Source organism: Sphingobium sp. SG1 (assembly GCF_057063145.1).
This window is the reverse complement of record NZ_JBVVOJ010000001.1, coordinates 645,802-659,960: the sequence shown is the minus strand read 5'-3', so window position 1 is coordinate 659,960 and position 14,159 is coordinate 645,802. Positions and strand designations below refer to the sequence as shown.

General features: G+C 54.6%; 27 protein-coding genes and 1 pseudogene. 20 read left to right on the top strand and 8 right to left on the bottom strand.

The window, feature by feature from the left end; translation table 11 throughout:
• Positions 1 to 50: 50 nt before the first annotated feature.
• From AC0KVN_RS04355 to AC0KVN_RS04290, 14 genes and pseudogenes are all read left to right on the top strand, one after another.
• Entirely contained in the window at positions 51 to 212 is a 162-nt protein-coding gene (locus AC0KVN_RS04355; RefSeq protein WP_483655910.1) for a hypothetical protein, read from the top strand.
• Positions 193 to 507, top strand: a complete 315-nt coding sequence (locus tag AC0KVN_RS04350; protein ID WP_483655909.1) for a hypothetical protein — start codon at positions 193 to 195, stop codon at positions 505 to 507. The genes AC0KVN_RS04355 and AC0KVN_RS04350 overlap by 20 nt, the downstream gene beginning before the upstream one ends.
• A 62-nt stretch (positions 508 to 569) precedes the next feature.
• A complete protein-coding gene (locus AC0KVN_RS04345) occupies positions 570 to 1,325 on the top strand; it encodes a hypothetical protein (RefSeq protein WP_483655908.1) in 756 nt (251 codons plus the stop codon).
• The gene (locus AC0KVN_RS04340) at positions 1,322 to 1,567 is read left to right on the top strand and encodes a hypothetical protein (protein ID WP_483655907.1); all 246 of its coding nucleotides are present in this window, start codon (positions 1,322 to 1,324) and stop codon (positions 1,565 to 1,567) included. The genes AC0KVN_RS04345 and AC0KVN_RS04340 overlap by 4 nt, the downstream gene beginning before the upstream one ends.
• A 61-nt stretch (positions 1,568 to 1,628) precedes the next feature.
• A complete protein-coding gene (locus tag AC0KVN_RS04335; RefSeq protein WP_483655906.1) occupies positions 1,629 to 1,844 on the top strand; it encodes a hypothetical protein in 216 nt (71 codons plus the stop codon).
• A 52-nt stretch (positions 1,845 to 1,896) separates the two neighbouring features.
• Positions 1,897 to 2,086 (top strand): annotated as a pseudogene (locus AC0KVN_RS04330) (phosphopantetheine-binding protein); the annotation flags it as partial.
• Positions 2,087 to 2,367: 281 nt separating this feature from the next.
• Positions 2,368 to 2,619 carry a hypothetical protein gene (locus tag AC0KVN_RS04325; protein WP_483655905.1) on the top strand — a complete coding sequence of 84 codons (252 nt, stop codon included), beginning with the start codon at positions 2,368 to 2,370 and terminating at the stop codon, positions 2,617 to 2,619.
• Complete coding sequence (locus tag AC0KVN_RS04320; RefSeq protein WP_483655904.1) at positions 2,616 to 2,948, top strand: hypothetical protein; 333 nt, start codon at positions 2,616 to 2,618, stop codon at positions 2,946 to 2,948. The genes AC0KVN_RS04325 and AC0KVN_RS04320 overlap by 4 nt, the downstream gene beginning before the upstream one ends.
• Positions 2,949 to 3,148: 200 nt before the next feature.
• Positions 3,149 to 3,376 (top strand): hypothetical protein, encoded by a 228-nt coding sequence (locus tag AC0KVN_RS04315; protein ID WP_483655903.1) that lies wholly within the window; start codon positions 3,149 to 3,151, stop codon positions 3,374 to 3,376.
• Between the two features lie 2 nt (positions 3,377 to 3,378).
• Complete coding sequence (locus AC0KVN_RS04310) at positions 3,379 to 3,789, top strand: hypothetical protein (RefSeq protein WP_483655902.1); 411 nt, start codon at positions 3,379 to 3,381, stop codon at positions 3,787 to 3,789.
• Positions 3,786 to 4,055 carry a hypothetical protein gene (locus tag AC0KVN_RS04305; protein WP_483655901.1) on the top strand — a complete coding sequence of 90 codons (270 nt, stop codon included), beginning with the start codon at positions 3,786 to 3,788 and terminating at the stop codon, positions 4,053 to 4,055. Before AC0KVN_RS04310 ends, AC0KVN_RS04305 begins: the two co-directional genes overlap by 4 nt.
• 75 nt (positions 4,056 to 4,130) lie before the next feature.
• Positions 4,131 to 4,862: a SprT-like domain-containing protein gene (locus tag AC0KVN_RS04300; protein WP_483655900.1), complete on the top strand. Its 732-nt coding sequence runs from the start codon at positions 4,131 to 4,133 to the stop codon at positions 4,860 to 4,862.
• Positions 4,862 to 5,992 carry a hypothetical protein gene (locus AC0KVN_RS04295; protein WP_483655899.1) on the top strand — a complete coding sequence of 377 codons (1,131 nt, stop codon included), beginning with the start codon at positions 4,862 to 4,864 and terminating at the stop codon, positions 5,990 to 5,992. The genes AC0KVN_RS04300 and AC0KVN_RS04295 overlap by 1 nt, the downstream gene beginning before the upstream one ends.
• Before the next feature lie 88 nt (positions 5,993 to 6,080).
• Complete coding sequence (locus AC0KVN_RS04290) at positions 6,081 to 6,239, top strand: hypothetical protein (RefSeq protein ID WP_483655898.1); 159 nt, start codon at positions 6,081 to 6,083, stop codon at positions 6,237 to 6,239.
• On the opposite strand, the gene AC0KVN_RS04285 is transcribed toward AC0KVN_RS04290, so the two are convergent.
• From AC0KVN_RS04285 to AC0KVN_RS04275, 3 genes are all read right to left on the bottom strand, one after another.
• Positions 6,236 to 6,739: a response regulator transcription factor gene (locus AC0KVN_RS04285; RefSeq protein WP_483655897.1), complete on the bottom strand. Its 504-nt coding sequence runs from the start codon at positions 6,737 to 6,739 to the stop codon at positions 6,236 to 6,238. The genes AC0KVN_RS04290 and AC0KVN_RS04285 overlap by 4 nt on opposite strands.
• Positions 6,740 to 6,838: 99 nt before the next feature.
• Entirely contained in the window at positions 6,839 to 7,429 is a 591-nt protein-coding gene (locus AC0KVN_RS04280) for a hypothetical protein (RefSeq protein ID WP_483655896.1), read from the bottom strand.
• Between the two features lie 60 nt (positions 7,430 to 7,489).
• Entirely contained in the window at positions 7,490 to 8,203 is a 714-nt protein-coding gene (locus tag AC0KVN_RS04275) for a hypothetical protein (protein WP_483655895.1), read from the bottom strand.
• A gap of 40 nt (positions 8,204 to 8,243) precedes the next feature.
• Here AC0KVN_RS04275 and AC0KVN_RS04270 point away from each other — a divergent pair, with 40 nt between their 5' ends.
• The 5 genes from AC0KVN_RS04270 to AC0KVN_RS04250 all read left to right on the top strand — a co-directional run bounded on the left by AC0KVN_RS04270 (position 8,244) and on the right by AC0KVN_RS04250 (position 11,406).
• Positions 8,244 to 9,101 (top strand): tRNA(His) guanylyltransferase Thg1 family protein, encoded by an 858-nt coding sequence (locus AC0KVN_RS04270; protein ID WP_483655894.1) that lies wholly within the window; start codon positions 8,244 to 8,246, stop codon positions 9,099 to 9,101.
• The gene (locus AC0KVN_RS04265) at positions 9,098 to 9,265 is read left to right on the top strand and encodes a hypothetical protein (protein WP_483655893.1); all 168 of its coding nucleotides are present in this window, start codon (positions 9,098 to 9,100) and stop codon (positions 9,263 to 9,265) included. Before AC0KVN_RS04270 ends, AC0KVN_RS04265 begins: the two co-directional genes overlap by 4 nt.
• Positions 9,262 to 9,534 carry a hypothetical protein gene (locus AC0KVN_RS04260; RefSeq protein ID WP_483655892.1) on the top strand — a complete coding sequence of 91 codons (273 nt, stop codon included), beginning with the start codon at positions 9,262 to 9,264 and terminating at the stop codon, positions 9,532 to 9,534. Before AC0KVN_RS04265 ends, AC0KVN_RS04260 begins: the two co-directional genes overlap by 4 nt.
• A gap of 491 nt (positions 9,535 to 10,025) precedes the next feature.
• Complete coding sequence (locus AC0KVN_RS04255; RefSeq protein ID WP_483655891.1) at positions 10,026 to 10,649, top strand: NADAR family protein; 624 nt, start codon at positions 10,026 to 10,028, stop codon at positions 10,647 to 10,649.
• Between the two features lie 7 nt (positions 10,650 to 10,656).
• Complete coding sequence (locus AC0KVN_RS04250) at positions 10,657 to 11,406, top strand: ATP-grasp domain-containing protein (RefSeq protein ID WP_483655890.1); 750 nt, start codon at positions 10,657 to 10,659, stop codon at positions 11,404 to 11,406.
• Here the strand turns inward: AC0KVN_RS04250 and AC0KVN_RS04245 are convergent.
• Together AC0KVN_RS04245 and AC0KVN_RS04240 are read right to left on the bottom strand one after the other, a co-directional pair.
• The gene (locus tag AC0KVN_RS04245; RefSeq protein WP_483655889.1) at positions 11,393 to 11,878 is read right to left on the bottom strand and encodes a hypothetical protein; all 486 of its coding nucleotides are present in this window, start codon (positions 11,876 to 11,878) and stop codon (positions 11,393 to 11,395) included. The two genes, AC0KVN_RS04250 and AC0KVN_RS04245, sit on opposite strands and share 14 nt — an antisense overlap.
• Positions 11,879 to 11,958: 80 nt before the next feature.
• Entirely contained in the window at positions 11,959 to 12,174 is a 216-nt protein-coding gene (locus tag AC0KVN_RS04240; protein ID WP_483655888.1) for a hypothetical protein, read from the bottom strand.
• Positions 12,175 to 12,226: 52 nt separating this feature from the next.
• On the opposite strand from AC0KVN_RS04240, the gene AC0KVN_RS04235 reads away from it, so the two are divergent.
• Positions 12,227 to 12,841: an HD domain-containing protein gene (locus AC0KVN_RS04235; RefSeq protein ID WP_483655887.1), complete on the top strand. Its 615-nt coding sequence runs from the start codon at positions 12,227 to 12,229 to the stop codon at positions 12,839 to 12,841.
• Here the strand turns inward: AC0KVN_RS04235 and AC0KVN_RS04230 are convergent.
• The 3 genes from AC0KVN_RS04230 to AC0KVN_RS04220 all read right to left on the bottom strand — a co-directional run bounded on the left by AC0KVN_RS04230 (position 12,822) and on the right by AC0KVN_RS04220 (position 13,950).
• Positions 12,822 to 12,977, bottom strand: a complete 156-nt coding sequence (locus AC0KVN_RS04230; RefSeq protein ID WP_483655886.1) for a hypothetical protein — start codon at positions 12,975 to 12,977, stop codon at positions 12,822 to 12,824. The two genes, AC0KVN_RS04235 and AC0KVN_RS04230, sit on opposite strands and share 20 nt — an antisense overlap.
• The gene (locus AC0KVN_RS04225; protein ID WP_483655885.1) at positions 12,974 to 13,393 is read right to left on the bottom strand and encodes a peptidyl-tRNA hydrolase; all 420 of its coding nucleotides are present in this window, start codon (positions 13,391 to 13,393) and stop codon (positions 12,974 to 12,976) included. Before AC0KVN_RS04225 ends, AC0KVN_RS04230 begins: the two co-directional genes overlap by 4 nt.
• Positions 13,394 to 13,479: 86 nt before the next feature.
• Positions 13,480 to 13,950: a Ros/MucR family transcriptional regulator gene (locus tag AC0KVN_RS04220; protein WP_483655972.1), complete on the bottom strand. Its 471-nt coding sequence runs from the start codon at positions 13,948 to 13,950 to the stop codon at positions 13,480 to 13,482.
• Positions 13,951 to 14,159 lie beyond the last annotated feature (209 nt).

Here is a 14,159-nt window from a genome sequence, read left to right as displayed (position 1 = left end):
TTGTTCTTGACCTTCGTCTGCTCTACCACTAATTCATAAGCGTCATGCGGATGATCCATTATTGGAACCCCACCGCTGAGATGTTCGCGACGATCGCCAGAGATGGCAGCGTCTTCCTCCACCCCGAAGATGGGAAGTGGAAGGATCGCACCCGGAATTTGACCGTTGCTGATTTGAAGAAGGAATTGACCAATGCCACTACAGTTCTCTGATGGCGATTTTGTAATCGTCAGCCATCCTCTGTCCGATTACGTCCATCTTGTGGGCAGGGTGGTCGGTGTCCCGTCGAAGTCGATGTTCAACGTGTCCTATTTCAACGACCGTGAGGGCTTCAAGAAGGAGGTCAAGCTTCGGAAGAGCACGGCCGTCACCTGCGTCCTGCCGATCGGCACCGACTATTATGCAGTGGCAGCGGCGCTCATGCACGCGGCCGAAACGCACCGGAACGCGATCCGTGATGCCAACGTCGCCTATATGAAGGTCGTCCGCAATGGTGGCGATTTGTGAATAGGCCCTTGCGCGCTTCATAAAAAGTGGTATAAGGGTCGTCATCTGATGGAGACCATGTGATGACGACCCTGAGCCCGCTTTCGCCCGTTGATACCATTCTGGTCAAAATGATCGAGGCCTATCCGACGCTGCGCCATACGCGTTGGGACGCTCTCCACGATATCGCCACTCAGCCGGGCGAGTATGAGACACACTGGAATGAGGACGGAACGCTGACCGTCTATGTCGAACCGGGCTCGACCGATGATGCAGATGAAACCACCGACAAGGAACTGGTCCACCGTCGCGAAGCCTACGAGAGTGCGCCGGTCGCTTCGGCTCGTCGCGCATACAAAGAAAGCGACTTTGCTGATAGCGTGATGTGGCATCGGACAAAGAAAATGCAGGAAGCGTTCGTCCGCGACAATGCGGAAATGATCGTCCGCGCTGGTGAGAACTACCGGAACCGTATCGAGAATACCCATTCCGGAATTGGTTTCGGCACGACGATCCCGCGCGCGGGGCTGTATCTCATTCACAAAATGCCCGCCAATGCCGACCCGATGTGGGTCGAAGCCTTCACTGGTCTCCTCGAAGGAATTGTCCGGTTCAATTACGGCAAGGGTAAATTCCTCAGCATGGCGGCCGATTATGCCGCTGGCTATGAACGTGACCTCGAAGCCGCCAAGGACGAAGCCCGCAAGCTGCTGATCAAGATTAAGGGTAGCGATAAGGAGAAGGTCGCTCTGGAAAAGGCGACGTTCGCGGAAAAGCTCGCTAAGCTGATCACCGAAGCCGCCCAAAAGGGCGTCACCATCGAAGGGAATGTGGCATGATCAGCACCCTGCGCGATATCATCGAGAGCCAGTGGCTCAACCCCGACGTCGCTCATGAAGTGGCGAAGACGTCGCGGAACGTCTGGCGCAATGAAGCCCTGTTCGGCGACACCTATGTGGCATCGACCCTGACGGTGGACAAATTCGTCAAGGAAGTGTGTGCGGCCGATCCCGACCCTGCTGCCTCCCGTCAGGCACACATCGATCGCCTCATGGCATCGCGGGCTGCATTTCAGGGCTAGTAACTGGGGCTGCGTCATAGTAGCCCTGTCGTGATTTGAACTGCTGATTTGAGAGAGTGATATGAGCTATATTCACGAGAAAGTCGCCTGCAAGGGTGATTGCGGCCTGCTCTTTGACGCCGATCTCCTCAATGAAGAGGGGGAATGCCGCGACTGCAAGATAGATCGGTCCTTCATGGAAGAACTCTACGAGGTCGAGTTAGCCGAGAACTCGATGTTCGACGAGCCATTCTATTATGAAGATGATCATCACCCGCCGCTCGGTTACGGATATTGAACAATCAGTCACGGCCGGGTAGTATCAGGGCCTATTTTATAAAGGCTATTTCATGAGTGTATCGGACTTTTCCGCTGATGTGCGCAGGCGCGTCAGCCGCATCATCATCACTGCTTTGGAAGTCGATGCGCACGGTGATGCGCTCGATCCAGAGACGGATATAATCCACGATCTAGGTGCGGACAGTCTCGACATCGTCGAAATCGTCATGGCGTTGGAAGAAGAATTCGACGTTGTGATCGATGAAATCAACATGGAGCACCTGACCGAAGTCGGTGCCATCTACGCTCATATCGATCGCGACAACCGAGCCTATGAGAAGTGGCGGCCCAATTCCACGGCTGACGTCCAACTGACCGATGATGAAAAGCTTCTTCGGCTGCGCGACCAGATGTTCGATCTCGATTTCATGCGCAAACTGGTCGCAGATGGTAAAGTGATCGGGTTGATCTGAAGTGAATTGACCGTGTTCATAAAAGGTAGTATAGGCGTCTTATAGTTTACGCTTTAGAGGCAGAAACCGATGAGCATGACCAATTGCATTGGCCGCGATCGCAACCGCAAAGAATTCAGCCACGTCGCGTATATCGATCGGTTTCCCGATAGTGATGTCGCGGTCGTCAAAATCTATCCGCGCGTTGGTCGCTACGAGATCGACTTCAGCAAGCGGCTCGCCTGCTACGAGACACTTAATCGCGGCGCAGCGGAGTCGGCGCGCAAGGAATTGCGCAGGCTGGAGAAGGCAAAGTCCACTGAAGGAAAGGAAAACGCATGAGCCGTGTCTACAAGGAACCGTTCCTGTTCGAGGCTGCTGGTCTGGCGATCGAGGGGCAGCTTCTCGTGACCTATTCGATCACACCGGCGTTCGCCGGATCGAGGATCGATCCTCCCCACGATGCAGGAATCGAGTTCGAGGGGTTCGAACTCCTGCTCGAAGACGGCACGAAGCGTCCTCTGCCGGATTGGATCGAGGAAATGCTTCAGGACAGCGACGACCTCAAGAACAGTCTGTTCGAGGATGAGGCTGACTATCGCGAGGCGGTATTGGAAGCGCGGGCTGAAGCGATGCGCGAGGAGCGCATGCTGGAAAAGTTCTTCGGTTAGTGATCCGACGGCCGACAGGTCCACCACCATACTTCATCGCGACGTTTAGACCAGTCGCCGGGCCACCCCGGCGGCTGTTCCCATTTCTGGCGCAGGCGCGCGATCTCGGCAAGTAATTGCGCAATGTCTTTCCGACTATCCATCGGCTATTTAGAAATTAATATTGAGTGGTGTTTGTCCGATTGGATAATATCTCGGACATGTATGAAAACCTTTACCTGAAGACCCGGACCGCAATGGTCGCGGTCAATGAAATTACCGCATGGATTCCCAATCCTGCGCCGCGATCTTCCACTATGGAAGTCGTGACGACCGATGGCACCCACTATCTGGTCGAGGATCGCACCAAGCTCCGTTTTGTGACGCTCGGTGAATTCGTGGATGCGCTCAGCGCCGACATTAACGCACCCATCCCGAAGTCAATCTGACCATGCCGTCGACCTTTCAGATCGCGTCGATGATTGGTGATCCCTGTGCGGTTTCGCATCTGCCTGATGGCCGTTTGGTTCGGGCGGTTCCCCGGCCGTTCTATCATGGCCTATGGGGACGCCTGAAGGGCGCGTGGAAAGTGATCTGCGGCAAAGCCTTCCCGGTGATCTGGCCGTTGGCTGGTGAGCTTGAGGAGGCTCTGGGGAGCCCAAAGCCGGTGGATCGCCCGCGTCGAGCAGAGGTTGGCGACGAAGTGCGCTTTCACATGCCGGTAAACGACGAGGGAATGATGATCGATCGCGGTGTGCTCGCCCGGAGCGATGGTCTCTATCGCTACATCACAGTTTATCTGCTGACGCAGGAAGAGCCGATCGAAATTGAACGTTATGAAAATGAGGTAACCGTAATATGAATATCAACGAATGGTTCACCGGCGGTGAGCCCAAGGAAATCGATCTCGGCTTCATCAAGGTGAGCTTCACGCCCACCCCGGAGAAGCTTACTGGCCTGCCCACGGGTTTTGCCGAAGCGCAAGCGGCATTCAAGGAGAGCCTCGAAACTTTCAAGGAACAGGCGGCTCAGCGCCAGAAGGAAGCCGTTGCGGCGTCCTATCAGTTTCTCAAGGATGGTCTCGAAATCTTCAAGAAGGCCGCTGAAGACAAGGGTATCGAACTTTGATCCCACACCGGTCGCGAGGCAACTCGCGGCCGGTTTGCTTTTGGTCGCGGGATGGACCAGAGGCATAAATAGGCCATGGCACGCGCAATCAAACAAGAAAGCCCTCTCACGATAGAGGAGTTGACCGCATATTACCGCGAGATAAACCAGACGTATCTGGGAGGTGAACTCCCCAATGATATGAAAATAACGTTCACTGGCAAGAGGGACACGGGTGGGATATGCCACGCAAGGGTGAATCAACCCAATGCTAAGCGCCGCTGGGGTAAATGGGTGGATGCGTTCACCATTCCGGGCTCGGTTTGGATCGAGATCAGTTTGACGCAGAAACGTTCGGCTGAAAATATGAAAGCGATTTTGCTTCATGAGATGATTCATGCCGTGATGTATCTGCGAAACGAATTCGAAGATGGCCAGCAGCACGGTCCTATTTTTGAACGTATGAGAAAATCATGGTCAGCCATGATGGGTGTGGAAATTCCCACGGTGGATAATTTTGGCGGTGAACGAGCGGCCACCGATACCCCAATTGCTGTAATTGTTCAGCATTTTCGCGGCAAATTTGGTTACGCGCTTCTTACTATCAAAGCGGCCGAAGCTGCTATGCCGGAAATTCTACGGAGATGGGCGTCCTCCAACGTCGAAGTATTCTCCATATCGGACCCTGATTGGAAGCTGAGGGTCCTGAAGCAACCGGTAAGTCGCAAGCTTAACATTGGTCATCAGTTTTACCAGCCCCGGACGGACGCTGAGCAATGGTACGCCGACTTGAAAAAACATGGAACTCTGATGGGGAGGGCTGACTGATGCGTATAACCAATTTTGTTACCGAGGCGATCATCAATCCTCCCACAAACCTGCGTCACTTCGTCACCAGTCGTCTGGGCCGCCTGCGAGCAGCACAGAGCGCGATCGTTGCGGCCGGGCAATCGATGTCCACAACCGAGGAGGGAGAGCGTCTCCTCGACCAGATGGGCAACTATATGGGGCTATCGTTCTACGACTACGCCTACTGGCTCGAACGCTACAGCCGGGCAGGGGGCAGTGATCGCCTCGGTAACATGATCCATTCCGTGGAGAGTTACGCCCAGTATGGCCCGACGTTCCTGCATTATGTCCTGTCCGCAGCCGAAGAGTTCCGGGACATGCCGTTGGGAGCGGACGATCTCGCTCGTTTCGCAGAGTTTGATCAGAGGATGATCGATTATGGTTTCGAGACCGCTGCGGACGAGAACAGTGAGAGCCGCGCCTGCCGGGCAAGGTTTGCCGCCATCAATTCGGGGATGCACTCGCTACGTGATTTTTATGCAATCGCGCAGGAATTGGAACTGAAGCTTGCCCCGATCGCATCACGCGCGGCAGCCGCCATGGGCGGGGAAAACTGGCGACCGGAGCATGATGAGGTTGAAACCCTCTACCATGCCACCGCCTATACCAGCGAGATCGTTGAGCATGGCTTCCTGCCTACGAAACCGTCTGAGAGGCGCGGGCTGGGCCTGTATGGCACACAAGCTGGTATTTCGATGACCCATAGTCTGAACATCGCGATGCAAATTAGTCGTTGCTTGAAGGAACTCTGCCTCATCGCGCATGGTCAGCTTGGCCGGAAACAAATCATGTCGTGGATCGAGCAAGAGGGCCTCGTCGACGATGTGACCCGCGCTGCTGGTGGGCAGAGCATCATGGCAACGCCGGACTCGATCGAGTGGACCGCTACGCTCTACAATCACTATCTCTGGTTCACCAAAATCAGACAGAACCCGGTGTTCACGCACATCGAAAGAGTGGTGAATGATCTCAAGACACGATCAGTCGCCGACATTGGTGTACTTGCCTGTCAGGTTCGTCTCGATGGTACAGAGGAATATAAGGCGGGGGAGTCAGAGTTTATCGTGAGGCCCGATCAGGTGGAGGCCATCCGCCGCACCGCGCATTAATTTCCGTATGCATAGAAAAAACGATTGCATCCTATATTTTCTATGCATATAGAAAATCCCAAGAGCGTAATGGCTAATGGGAATGGTGATGGAAGCGATTGATCAGCGGGGTCGCCCACGTAAGGTGCGAGGGGAGAAATCGGTGCGGTTCTGCATCACTCTGACGCCAAAGGCCGTCGCCATTCTCGATGAGCGTGGCAACGGCCGGTCGCAGGAAATCGAACGTTTGATTATCGCAAGCGGTTAGGCGGGAACCGGCTCCTGCTTTTCCGTGAGGGACTTGCTTGCCGGAATGAGCTTGTCCTGCTTGTTGAGCCACCAGATCGCGAGTTCCATGCGGGTCTTGAGGCCAGACTGACGGCGAAGACGGCTCACGCACACACGAAATTCGTCAGGGGTGATGCTTCCCGGCGCGCGTTCGTTGATCTGCTTGGCTGCATATTCATCGGTCCATCCGGCCGAGATCATATCGAGAGCCAGACTGTCGGATGCATCGAACTCTTCGCGCTTGGACACCGGAATACGGACGGGTCGGAAAAACCGGAGCAGCGCGATGCGGTTGTGGATACCCAGTTTTATGAAAGCGTCGCGAAGATAGAGCTTCACCGTTTCGTGACTGAGGCCGATCTTCGCCGCGATCTCTCGGTTCTGTAAGCCGTTTGCGGCGTGATAGCAGCACTCTTGCTCTCGTGGGATGAGAGCATCGCCCAGTTTTGGGCGAGGAATCTTGTAGGTGGTGCTGGTCATGGCGATGAAAATCCTATACGCGTGGTAATGGCTGATTTTGGTTCTACCACCTATGATGAGATTGGTAAAGGGGAAAAGTTCCCCCTCTACTATCATGCATCATTTGCTGGTCGGTCGTCGCATTGGAACATAGCTAGTCCCGCTACGGTTACGATCCCATACCATCCATGAGCAGTCCATGGTGGGAGCACCCTTGTTCATGAAATCAGGCCTCCACGTCAGTGGATAGACTACCGAAGGTGGACAGTCAGTGAACAAAGCATAGCGGCTCGCTGCATGCCAATAGGTCGATTTCAGAAGGAGTGCGAGATAAGGCGCTTCGCAATCACCAAGTGCGCGCTCGATAAACTTTTGCGCGAGATTGAATGGCGGGTTGGTGATGATGGGAAGGCCAGTATGGAGGGGATCGCCTGCGAGGAAATCTACGCCGCTCAGGTCAACATCACCAAAGCCGCGATACACCAGATCGGTGCCTATGACAGGAAACCCATATTGGTCGATGACCGCGCACATCGCACCGTCGCCACAGGCGGGTTCCCAAATTGCCGGGAAATCATGCTTGCGGATATGTTCGGCTTCATGCTCCAGTAAGCCGATCGTGCATTCGCGCGGAGTTGGATAATAATCATTTGCTTCGCGGCCGTTCTTGGGATTTCCCCCGGCCATCGCTGCACCAATCTTCGTCTTCATCAAAATGGGGTCTCTAAAATGAGACCAATGCTAGAATGATCGAATTGGTGATCTCAATATTTAAGGATCGGTTTTGCTGCCCCAATTTCTGTGAGCCAATTTGTGGCACGGGCGACATAGCGCCACACCATTTAGTAATTCGTGATCCAATATTTCATCACGAGTAAGCATCCATTTAGCGCAATTGACGTTGTCATCGGCGCACGGGCAAAATGGTAGAGCATTTTTGATAAGTTTTACGATAGGAATGATATGGTGTGCATCGACCGCTGTATTGCCGCATTGCTGGCATATGCGCCGATCTCGCTCTAATACCCGCGTGAACCACTGATGTCTGGCTTGCAACGCCCTCTTCACTATCTTGGTGACGCTGTTATTTCCTCCTTTCCACGCGGTCGCTTGTGCTCCCATTCTGCCGGTCCGCTGGGCGGACATAGTTGCTCGCTGCTCCAGAGACCACTTCTTGCCATATTGAGGGTTATTTTCGCCTGAGTTGTCTGGTCTGGCTTTAATAGATGCATAATACGCTTCGCTAGATTTGATTGCGCGGGAGTGGCGTTCCTTGATCTCTGGTTCAGCCCAATATGCTTTATTGTTTTGAGGGCGGTTTTCCGCTCTAATTTTATGACTACATGCTTTGCAGTAAATTCCGCGTCCCGCCTTTTGCGCAGCAACCAAATTACGTTTAGTGCGAAAGAACTCGACGTCGCATGCTTCGCAATTCAATAAAAGTTTATCACCCGCTTTTGCGTTGACTATATCATCAATGGTCACTAGAATTTCTCGTATTTGATATAGCTATTTAGGAATTACGATGAGCGCTTTCGATGAATTTGGTAATCGTATAAAGGAGTATGAACGCAGGGAAACCGGTGACGCGTTTCTGCCCATGATCCCCATCTATGCTCGTATCGATGGCCGGGGCTTCTCGAAGTTCACCAAGGGGATGAACCGCCCCTACGACCAGCGTATGTCCGATGCCATGGTCCGGACGACCAAAATGCTGGTCGAACACACCCATGCGAAGATCGGATATACCCAGAGCGACGAAATCTCGCTTGTCTGGTTCACCGATGACTATGACAGTGACGTGTTCTTCGCTGGCAAAAAGCAGAAGATGGTGAGCGTGCTGGCGGCGATGGCCACGGCCTATTTCACCCGCGCCGTCATGGAGAGCGAATACGAGTTCGCCAAATTCGCCGATCGCATGCCGCACTTCGACGCGCGGGTGTTCCAGCTTCCCACGCTGGAGGAAGCGGCCAATGCCGTTCTGTGGCGCGAGCGTGATGCAACCAAGAACGCCATTTCGATGGCTGCGCGGGCATATTATTCCCATCGCGAACTGCACGGTAAGAATGGCGGCGAAATGCAGGAAATGCTCTTCCAGAAGGGCGTTAATTTCAACGACTATCCTGCATTCTTCAAGCGTGGCACGTTCGTTCGCCGCGTGACCGAAGAGCGGACGCTCAGCGAAGCCGAACGCCAGCGCATCCCGGAAAATCGACGACCGCCGGAAGGCCAGACTTTCACGCGCACGTCGGTGCAGTCGATCGACATGCCTCCCTTCAACAAGGTGGCGAACCGTGCGGACGTGATTTTCTCCGCAGCCAGTCCACAATCTTATCCACAGGTTGTCCACATCGATGATGCCCTGAGCCAGAGGAGCGCATGATGGCGCAGTATGAAGTGCAGATAACCGAGAGCCGCGATCTCCTGTTCATTGTCGAAGCCGATGATGAGCATGAGGCGCGGGAGATCGCGATGGACATGGATGCGAGCGAGGCGACCCGTGAGCAGTTCCGTGAGCGGCAGCATGACTGGGTGGAGGCTTTGTGAAGATCGTCCCCACCCGTCAGGACATCGACGTCACGATGAAGGTCTACATCCCCGCTGATTTCCCTCAGTTCCACGACCCGGAGATCGGCGAGGATATAGAGAAATATGATGCTCTCCTTCTGGAGAGGGTCAACGCGCAGATGCCCGGTGCGATCGATGTCCTCGACCTCGATGATGACGCCGAGGGTGATTATGCCATCATCCTGTTCCGCCGCAAATTCCGTATCGGTAGTGGCTGGACGTTCCGCGTCGCATCCGATCAGAGCTAGGCATTGTCTCTCAGATCGAAAGCGACGCTAGGGCAAGCCCATTCGGTGTATGAATGGACCTATATGCTCGACGACGGGGTGATCCGGACGCTCGATCATTGGCGAGGTGTTGTCGAGGCTATTTGGCGCAGATATCGTTCGACAACACCCCCGCAAGTAAAAGATGGACGGGGTCATCCTTTCGCGAGAGCGAGCAGGCATATCATACATCTTCCGCGAGACGCCCGCAGCGTGGGGTTGGTGTTGCATGAAGTGGCGCACGCGCTCACGATCTCCGAAGACGGTTATGCGTTTGTGTCGCCAGATTGCGCGGGGCACGGTCCCGGCTACGCCAAAGTGTTCGCACAGTTGTTGGTCGAGTGGGGGACATTAGACGAAAAATCGGTGTGGGCCGCTGCTAAAAATTGTGGAGTGGTAATCGCAGATTGAAATAGCTTTGGGGATAGTGTCCGCGTTACGAATGAGGCGAACTTAAGAAAGCCTTATTTGAGATGGTTTCCATTCGACAGACCGATACCCATGTTTTCTTCTGGGGTAGCTACCTCAGCAATTTCTATCAGATTCCTGCTGACATACGCCATTCCACTCCGCTGTTCCGCGCGGCCCTCTGGGAAGGCGGTCCACTCGTAGACTTCAACAGCAGCGAGCAATATCTCATGGCCAGCAAAGCCATGTTGTTCGGAAACGTGTTCGGCTTCTATGACGAACGCGGTATCTACAACCCGAGCATCCTTGAGCAGATCATGGCGTCGTCCTCTCCCAAGGAGCAGAAGGCGTTGGGTCGGCGCGTCACCGGGTTCGATCCGAAGCTTTGGGATTTTCATGCACGGCGCATCATGTTTCGCGCGCTGTGGGCCAAGTTCACGCAGAACACCGATCTGACCTACAAGCTCCTCGAAACCGAAGGACGTATCCTCGTCGAGGGTTCCCCGCTGGACAGTATCTGGGGCGTCGGCCTGTCGTGGGACGACCTTGCCATTGATGATCCGCAGAATTGGCGCGGAACCAACTGGCTGGGAGAAGTGCTCATGCAGGTTCGCGAACTTCTGATCCTGCGGTGGGAGGATCGTGCCGACGTGAACTCCTTCATCATGCCTGACGCGATCGCGGCCTGATCTCGCCATGTCACCGCTGCTGATCGTCCAGAACAACTATGTCGAGCACCTCACTGGTCCTCTGGCGATCGCGGCGCGTGCGCGGGGGATCGAGGTGTTCGACGTCTCATTCCACTCCGGTATCGATATTGCGTTTCCTGACGTTGGGGAGCGGCCTGTTCTCATTTATGGTTCGGTCGGTTTCATCCGCTTCTGCAAGGAGCGGTTTCCCCAATGGATATTTTGGGAGGAGGATCGCATGTTGGCGTCGCGATGGGACCGCGAGCTTGGTCATTACATGCTGAACCATGACGGCCAAGAATTGACCGTAGAGCAGTTCTCAGCGCTCTATGACATCCAAATGCACGTCCGCCCCCTTGAGATGGACAAATGGCTCACAGGAGGTCTTTACCGGCCTCCTGAGGTGATTACTCGCACCAACTCACTTGATCGGAAAATATGGGTCGCAAAGCCAAAGGATATTTTGGCTGAAATTCGCATCTGGTGGATTGATCGCAAGGCAGTCGCGCAGAGCATGTATCGTTGCAATGGAGAGCACCGGCGCACAGCAGATCACGAATATGTGGTTGAGGCTGTAGAATATGCCCAGACGATCGCATCGCACTTCATGCCGATGCACCATTGCGTGATGGACGTGTGTCTGACGCTCAAGGGGTGGTATGTCGTGGAGTTCAATCCACTTCATTCGTCGGGTTGGTATGCGGCCGATCCCGGACTGGTGATGGATCGTTATTTCGAAGCCGTTATGCCCCGGTGATCCGCTCTACCATCTCGCCCTTCCAGTTGTCGTCCACGGGCTTCCATATTTCCGGACCAAGGATGATATCCCCCTCGAACGGCTTCACGCCACGGGGGATATCTCCATAGGTGATGGTGATATGGGGTTTGTATTCGGAGAATTTGTTGGTCGCACCCAGATCGAGAAATTGCTGCCAACGATCGCCCAGATCGGCGCTCTCGATCTTTAGGACGCATGCACCACCTTGGAAATTCTGCATCGATCGATGGCCACCCGAGATGACCAAATTTTCCAGATCGGGCTGTGTTGATGCCCAATCGAACTTCGTTTTCGAATAGCAGATGGTGACGTGATAGTCGGTGGGGGCGAGGGTGGTTTTGAACCCGCTGCGATAGGCCCAGTTGAGCAGTTCGGGGAAGTTTACAACCTTGCGGCTGACGTAGAGCGTCTTTAGCGCGGTTGAATCTGCGAACAACTCATTCAGGAACATCAAGTGGCACCAATAAAATGCGGAGGGGACTATCCCGATCCGCCTTTATTTAGGCGCGGCGACGCTGCTTTGAGACAGCTTTACAGACGCAAATCCCGAATGCTGAAGTCCAGAGGTTGCAACCGCTCATCGTCCATGAGGAGAAGCAAGGTTGCTGCCTGATAAGCTACGCTCCCGTAGCCAATCACATTATTGTTCACCGGCTCGATGAACGAATAAACCATACCCTTGTGGACCAGTTTGGGCGTGTATCCGAGTTTGTCCAAATCTTCAGGCGTCAGGTATCGATCGGACATTTTATTATCTCAAAGGGTAGAATTTGTGTTATGCTCAGGCATGAATATAATCATGCGATCGCGCAAACGTCTTGGGTTTTCGGATAAGCAGTTCGATGCCCTTATGTCAGCACTGACTGCGGCGGACCGCCCCTATCATGGGTTGGGTCACATCGGCTATATGTTGAGGTTGTTCGAGCGATTTGTTCTTCCCCGGTTGGACGCGTCGGATGCCAAAATCGTCGAACTGGCGATTTGGTTTCATGATTATATCTACGATACGAGGAAAAAAGACAATGAACTCCAGAGCGCAAATGCCGCATTGGAGATGCTCGATCTTACGGCGGAAGAAGGCGATCGCCTTCACGCCATGATCATGGCCACTCTGCACGTCGATATCGCTGGCCTCGATTACGCCACTAGACTGCTGGTCGGTCTCGACCTTGCTATTCTGGCGGCCTCATGGGGGCGTTATTGCTGGTATGTCAGAGGTGTGATGACCGAATACGACTGGGTTCCGGCTGAAATCCGGTTTGGTCCCGAGGGTCGCCCGAAGATACTGAAGCATTTTATCGGGCAGGATGACCTGCTGGCTGATCTGTCAGAACTGATTACGGGCTCCCCGACGGCGATGCGGGATAAGGCGCGGGCCAATATGACCCGCGAGCTTATTCAGATGGCGGCGTGACGGTCCATACGCCGTCGATGAGTTCAGCCGTTAGCGTGTTGTCATCGGTCTGAATTGCGGCCGAAAATAGCGGATGGATGCGCTGCGTCTGTCCCGGAACATAGTCGCGCGGTTCTTCGGGATGCTCGTGTTTCATAGCAGCTTGAGAGCCTTGGTGACGAGATCGATGCGCGCGCTGTCGGCCGGGCCGATGACGCAGCAGGTGAGGGTGGGTTCGCCACCAAACTCAGTGAGACCAGCATCGGTCACAGGGAAGACCGGCAGCTTGAGAGCACTAGCCTCTCCGATGATGTCTTCCAGTTCCGCAAGGCTCTCCACGCGAACGCCGACCTTCTTGCTTCCGCCCATGATCCAACGGACCTCGGCCTTGCTGAAGGCGGCTTTCCAACCGCAAATCGCCACACGAAGTCGTTCCCAGAACGACAGACTTTCCAGTCGGCTCGTGAAGAAATAATTCGATCCATGACAGGCCTGAACGGCACCTTTGCCATATCGCATTTTCAAATCGTGCCGCAGGACAATGACCTGCTTCACTTCTCTATCAATTTCCATGCGGGCTATATACTGCCCTGCCGGGCAGGCGTCCAATAAAAAACCCCCGGATTTCTCCGGGGGTCTTATGATCAGCGGTTGGTCGATCAGGCCGGTTCGGCAACCTTCGCCTTGCGTCCACCACGCGGCTTGGGAGCCTCTTCGGTGCTGGCGGCAGGCGGGGCTGCTTCGGTCTTGGCGGCGGCAGCGTTTCGGCGGTTCTGACCGAGGCCGATCTTCTTGGCGAGGTCGGCGCGGGACTGCGCATAGCTGGGCGCGACCATCGGATAGTCCTTCGCCAGACCCCACTTGGCCCGATATTCGGCGGGGGTCATGTTGTAGTGGGTCATCAGGTGACGCTTCAGCATCTTCAGCTTCTTACCGTCTTCGAGACAGATGATGTAATCTGCTGTGACCGACTTGCGGATCGGAACCGCCGGGTCCTGCTTCACCGGTGCTTCGACCACTTCGGAAACCGGAGCGGCGGCCGGAGCAGCGGTCGGCATGTCGACACCGAACATACCAGCAAGGTGCTGACTCATGTCGGTCATGAAGCCGGTCGCGAGATTGTAGGGCATACCACCCGACAACGCTGCCGTCGTCAGTGCGACCGCATCGCGAAGGATGTCATCCTTCGAATGCGAGGACGTTGCGGGCAGTTCAGTGTTCGTTTCGGGAGTTTCCATCGACCCATTCTCCTGTGTGGATGTGAAGTGATGTCGTCGAGCATAGAAAGTTTTATTGATCCGTCAATTCCTTATCTTTGATTTAGTCGAACAACACCGAC

Coding starts and splice junctions, on each gene's coding strand:
- AC0KVN_RS04245 (WP_483655889.1), bottom strand. CDS start 11,878: ATGTTCCTGAATGAGTTGTTCGCAGATTCAACCGCGCTAAAGACGCTC.
- AC0KVN_RS04310 (WP_483655902.1), top strand. CDS start 3,379: ATGCCGTCGACCTTTCAGATCGCGTCGATGATTGGTGATCCCTGTGCG.
- AC0KVN_RS04340 (WP_483655907.1), top strand. CDS start 1,322: ATGATCAGCACCCTGCGCGATATCATCGAGAGCCAGTGGCTCAACCCC.
- AC0KVN_RS04300 (WP_483655900.1), top strand. CDS start 4,131: ATGGCACGCGCAATCAAACAAGAAAGCCCTCTCACGATAGAGGAGTTG.
- AC0KVN_RS04345 (WP_483655908.1), top strand. CDS start 570: ATGACGACCCTGAGCCCGCTTTCGCCCGTTGATACCATTCTGGTCAAA.
- AC0KVN_RS04355 (WP_483655910.1), top strand. CDS start 51: ATGATCCATTATTGGAACCCCACCGCTGAGATGTTCGCGACGATCGCC.
- AC0KVN_RS04270 (WP_483655894.1), top strand. CDS start 8,244: ATGAGCGCTTTCGATGAATTTGGTAATCGTATAAAGGAGTATGAACGC.
- AC0KVN_RS04220 (WP_483655972.1), bottom strand. CDS start 13,950: ATGCCCTACAATCTCGCGACCGGCTTCATGACCGACATGAGTCAGCAC.
- AC0KVN_RS04350 (WP_483655909.1), top strand. CDS start 193: ATGCCACTACAGTTCTCTGATGGCGATTTTGTAATCGTCAGCCATCCT.
- AC0KVN_RS04250 (WP_483655890.1), top strand. CDS start 10,657: ATGTCACCGCTGCTGATCGTCCAGAACAACTATGTCGAGCACCTCACT.
- AC0KVN_RS04280 (WP_483655896.1), bottom strand. CDS start 7,429: ATGAAGACGAAGATTGGTGCAGCGATGGCCGGGGGAAATCCCAAGAAC.
- AC0KVN_RS04315 (WP_483655903.1), top strand. CDS start 3,149: ATGTATGAAAACCTTTACCTGAAGACCCGGACCGCAATGGTCGCGGTC.
- AC0KVN_RS04320 (WP_483655904.1), top strand. CDS start 2,616: ATGAGCCGTGTCTACAAGGAACCGTTCCTGTTCGAGGCTGCTGGTCTG.
- AC0KVN_RS04285 (WP_483655897.1), bottom strand. CDS start 6,739: ATGACCAGCACCACCTACAAGATTCCTCGCCCAAAACTGGGCGATGCT.
- AC0KVN_RS04240 (WP_483655888.1), bottom strand. CDS start 12,174: ATGTCCGATCGATACCTGACGCCTGAAGATTTGGACAAACTCGGATAC.
- AC0KVN_RS04305 (WP_483655901.1), top strand. CDS start 3,786: ATGAATATCAACGAATGGTTCACCGGCGGTGAGCCCAAGGAAATCGAT.
- AC0KVN_RS04325 (WP_483655905.1), top strand. CDS start 2,368: ATGAGCATGACCAATTGCATTGGCCGCGATCGCAACCGCAAAGAATTC.
- AC0KVN_RS04230 (WP_483655886.1), bottom strand. CDS start 12,977: ATGAAACACGAGCATCCCGAAGAACCGCGCGACTATGTTCCGGGACAG.
- AC0KVN_RS04295 (WP_483655899.1), top strand. CDS start 4,862: ATGCGTATAACCAATTTTGTTACCGAGGCGATCATCAATCCTCCCACA.
- AC0KVN_RS04335 (WP_483655906.1), top strand. CDS start 1,629: ATGAGCTATATTCACGAGAAAGTCGCCTGCAAGGGTGATTGCGGCCTG.
- AC0KVN_RS04225 (WP_483655885.1), bottom strand. CDS start 13,393: ATGGAAATTGATAGAGAAGTGAAGCAGGTCATTGTCCTGCGGCACGAT.
- AC0KVN_RS04255 (WP_483655891.1), top strand. CDS start 10,026: ATGGTTTCCATTCGACAGACCGATACCCATGTTTTCTTCTGGGGTAGC.
- AC0KVN_RS04265 (WP_483655893.1), top strand. CDS start 9,098: ATGATGGCGCAGTATGAAGTGCAGATAACCGAGAGCCGCGATCTCCTG.
- AC0KVN_RS04290 (WP_483655898.1), top strand. CDS start 6,081: ATGGAAGCGATTGATCAGCGGGGTCGCCCACGTAAGGTGCGAGGGGAG.
- AC0KVN_RS04235 (WP_483655887.1), top strand. CDS start 12,227: ATGCGATCGCGCAAACGTCTTGGGTTTTCGGATAAGCAGTTCGATGCC.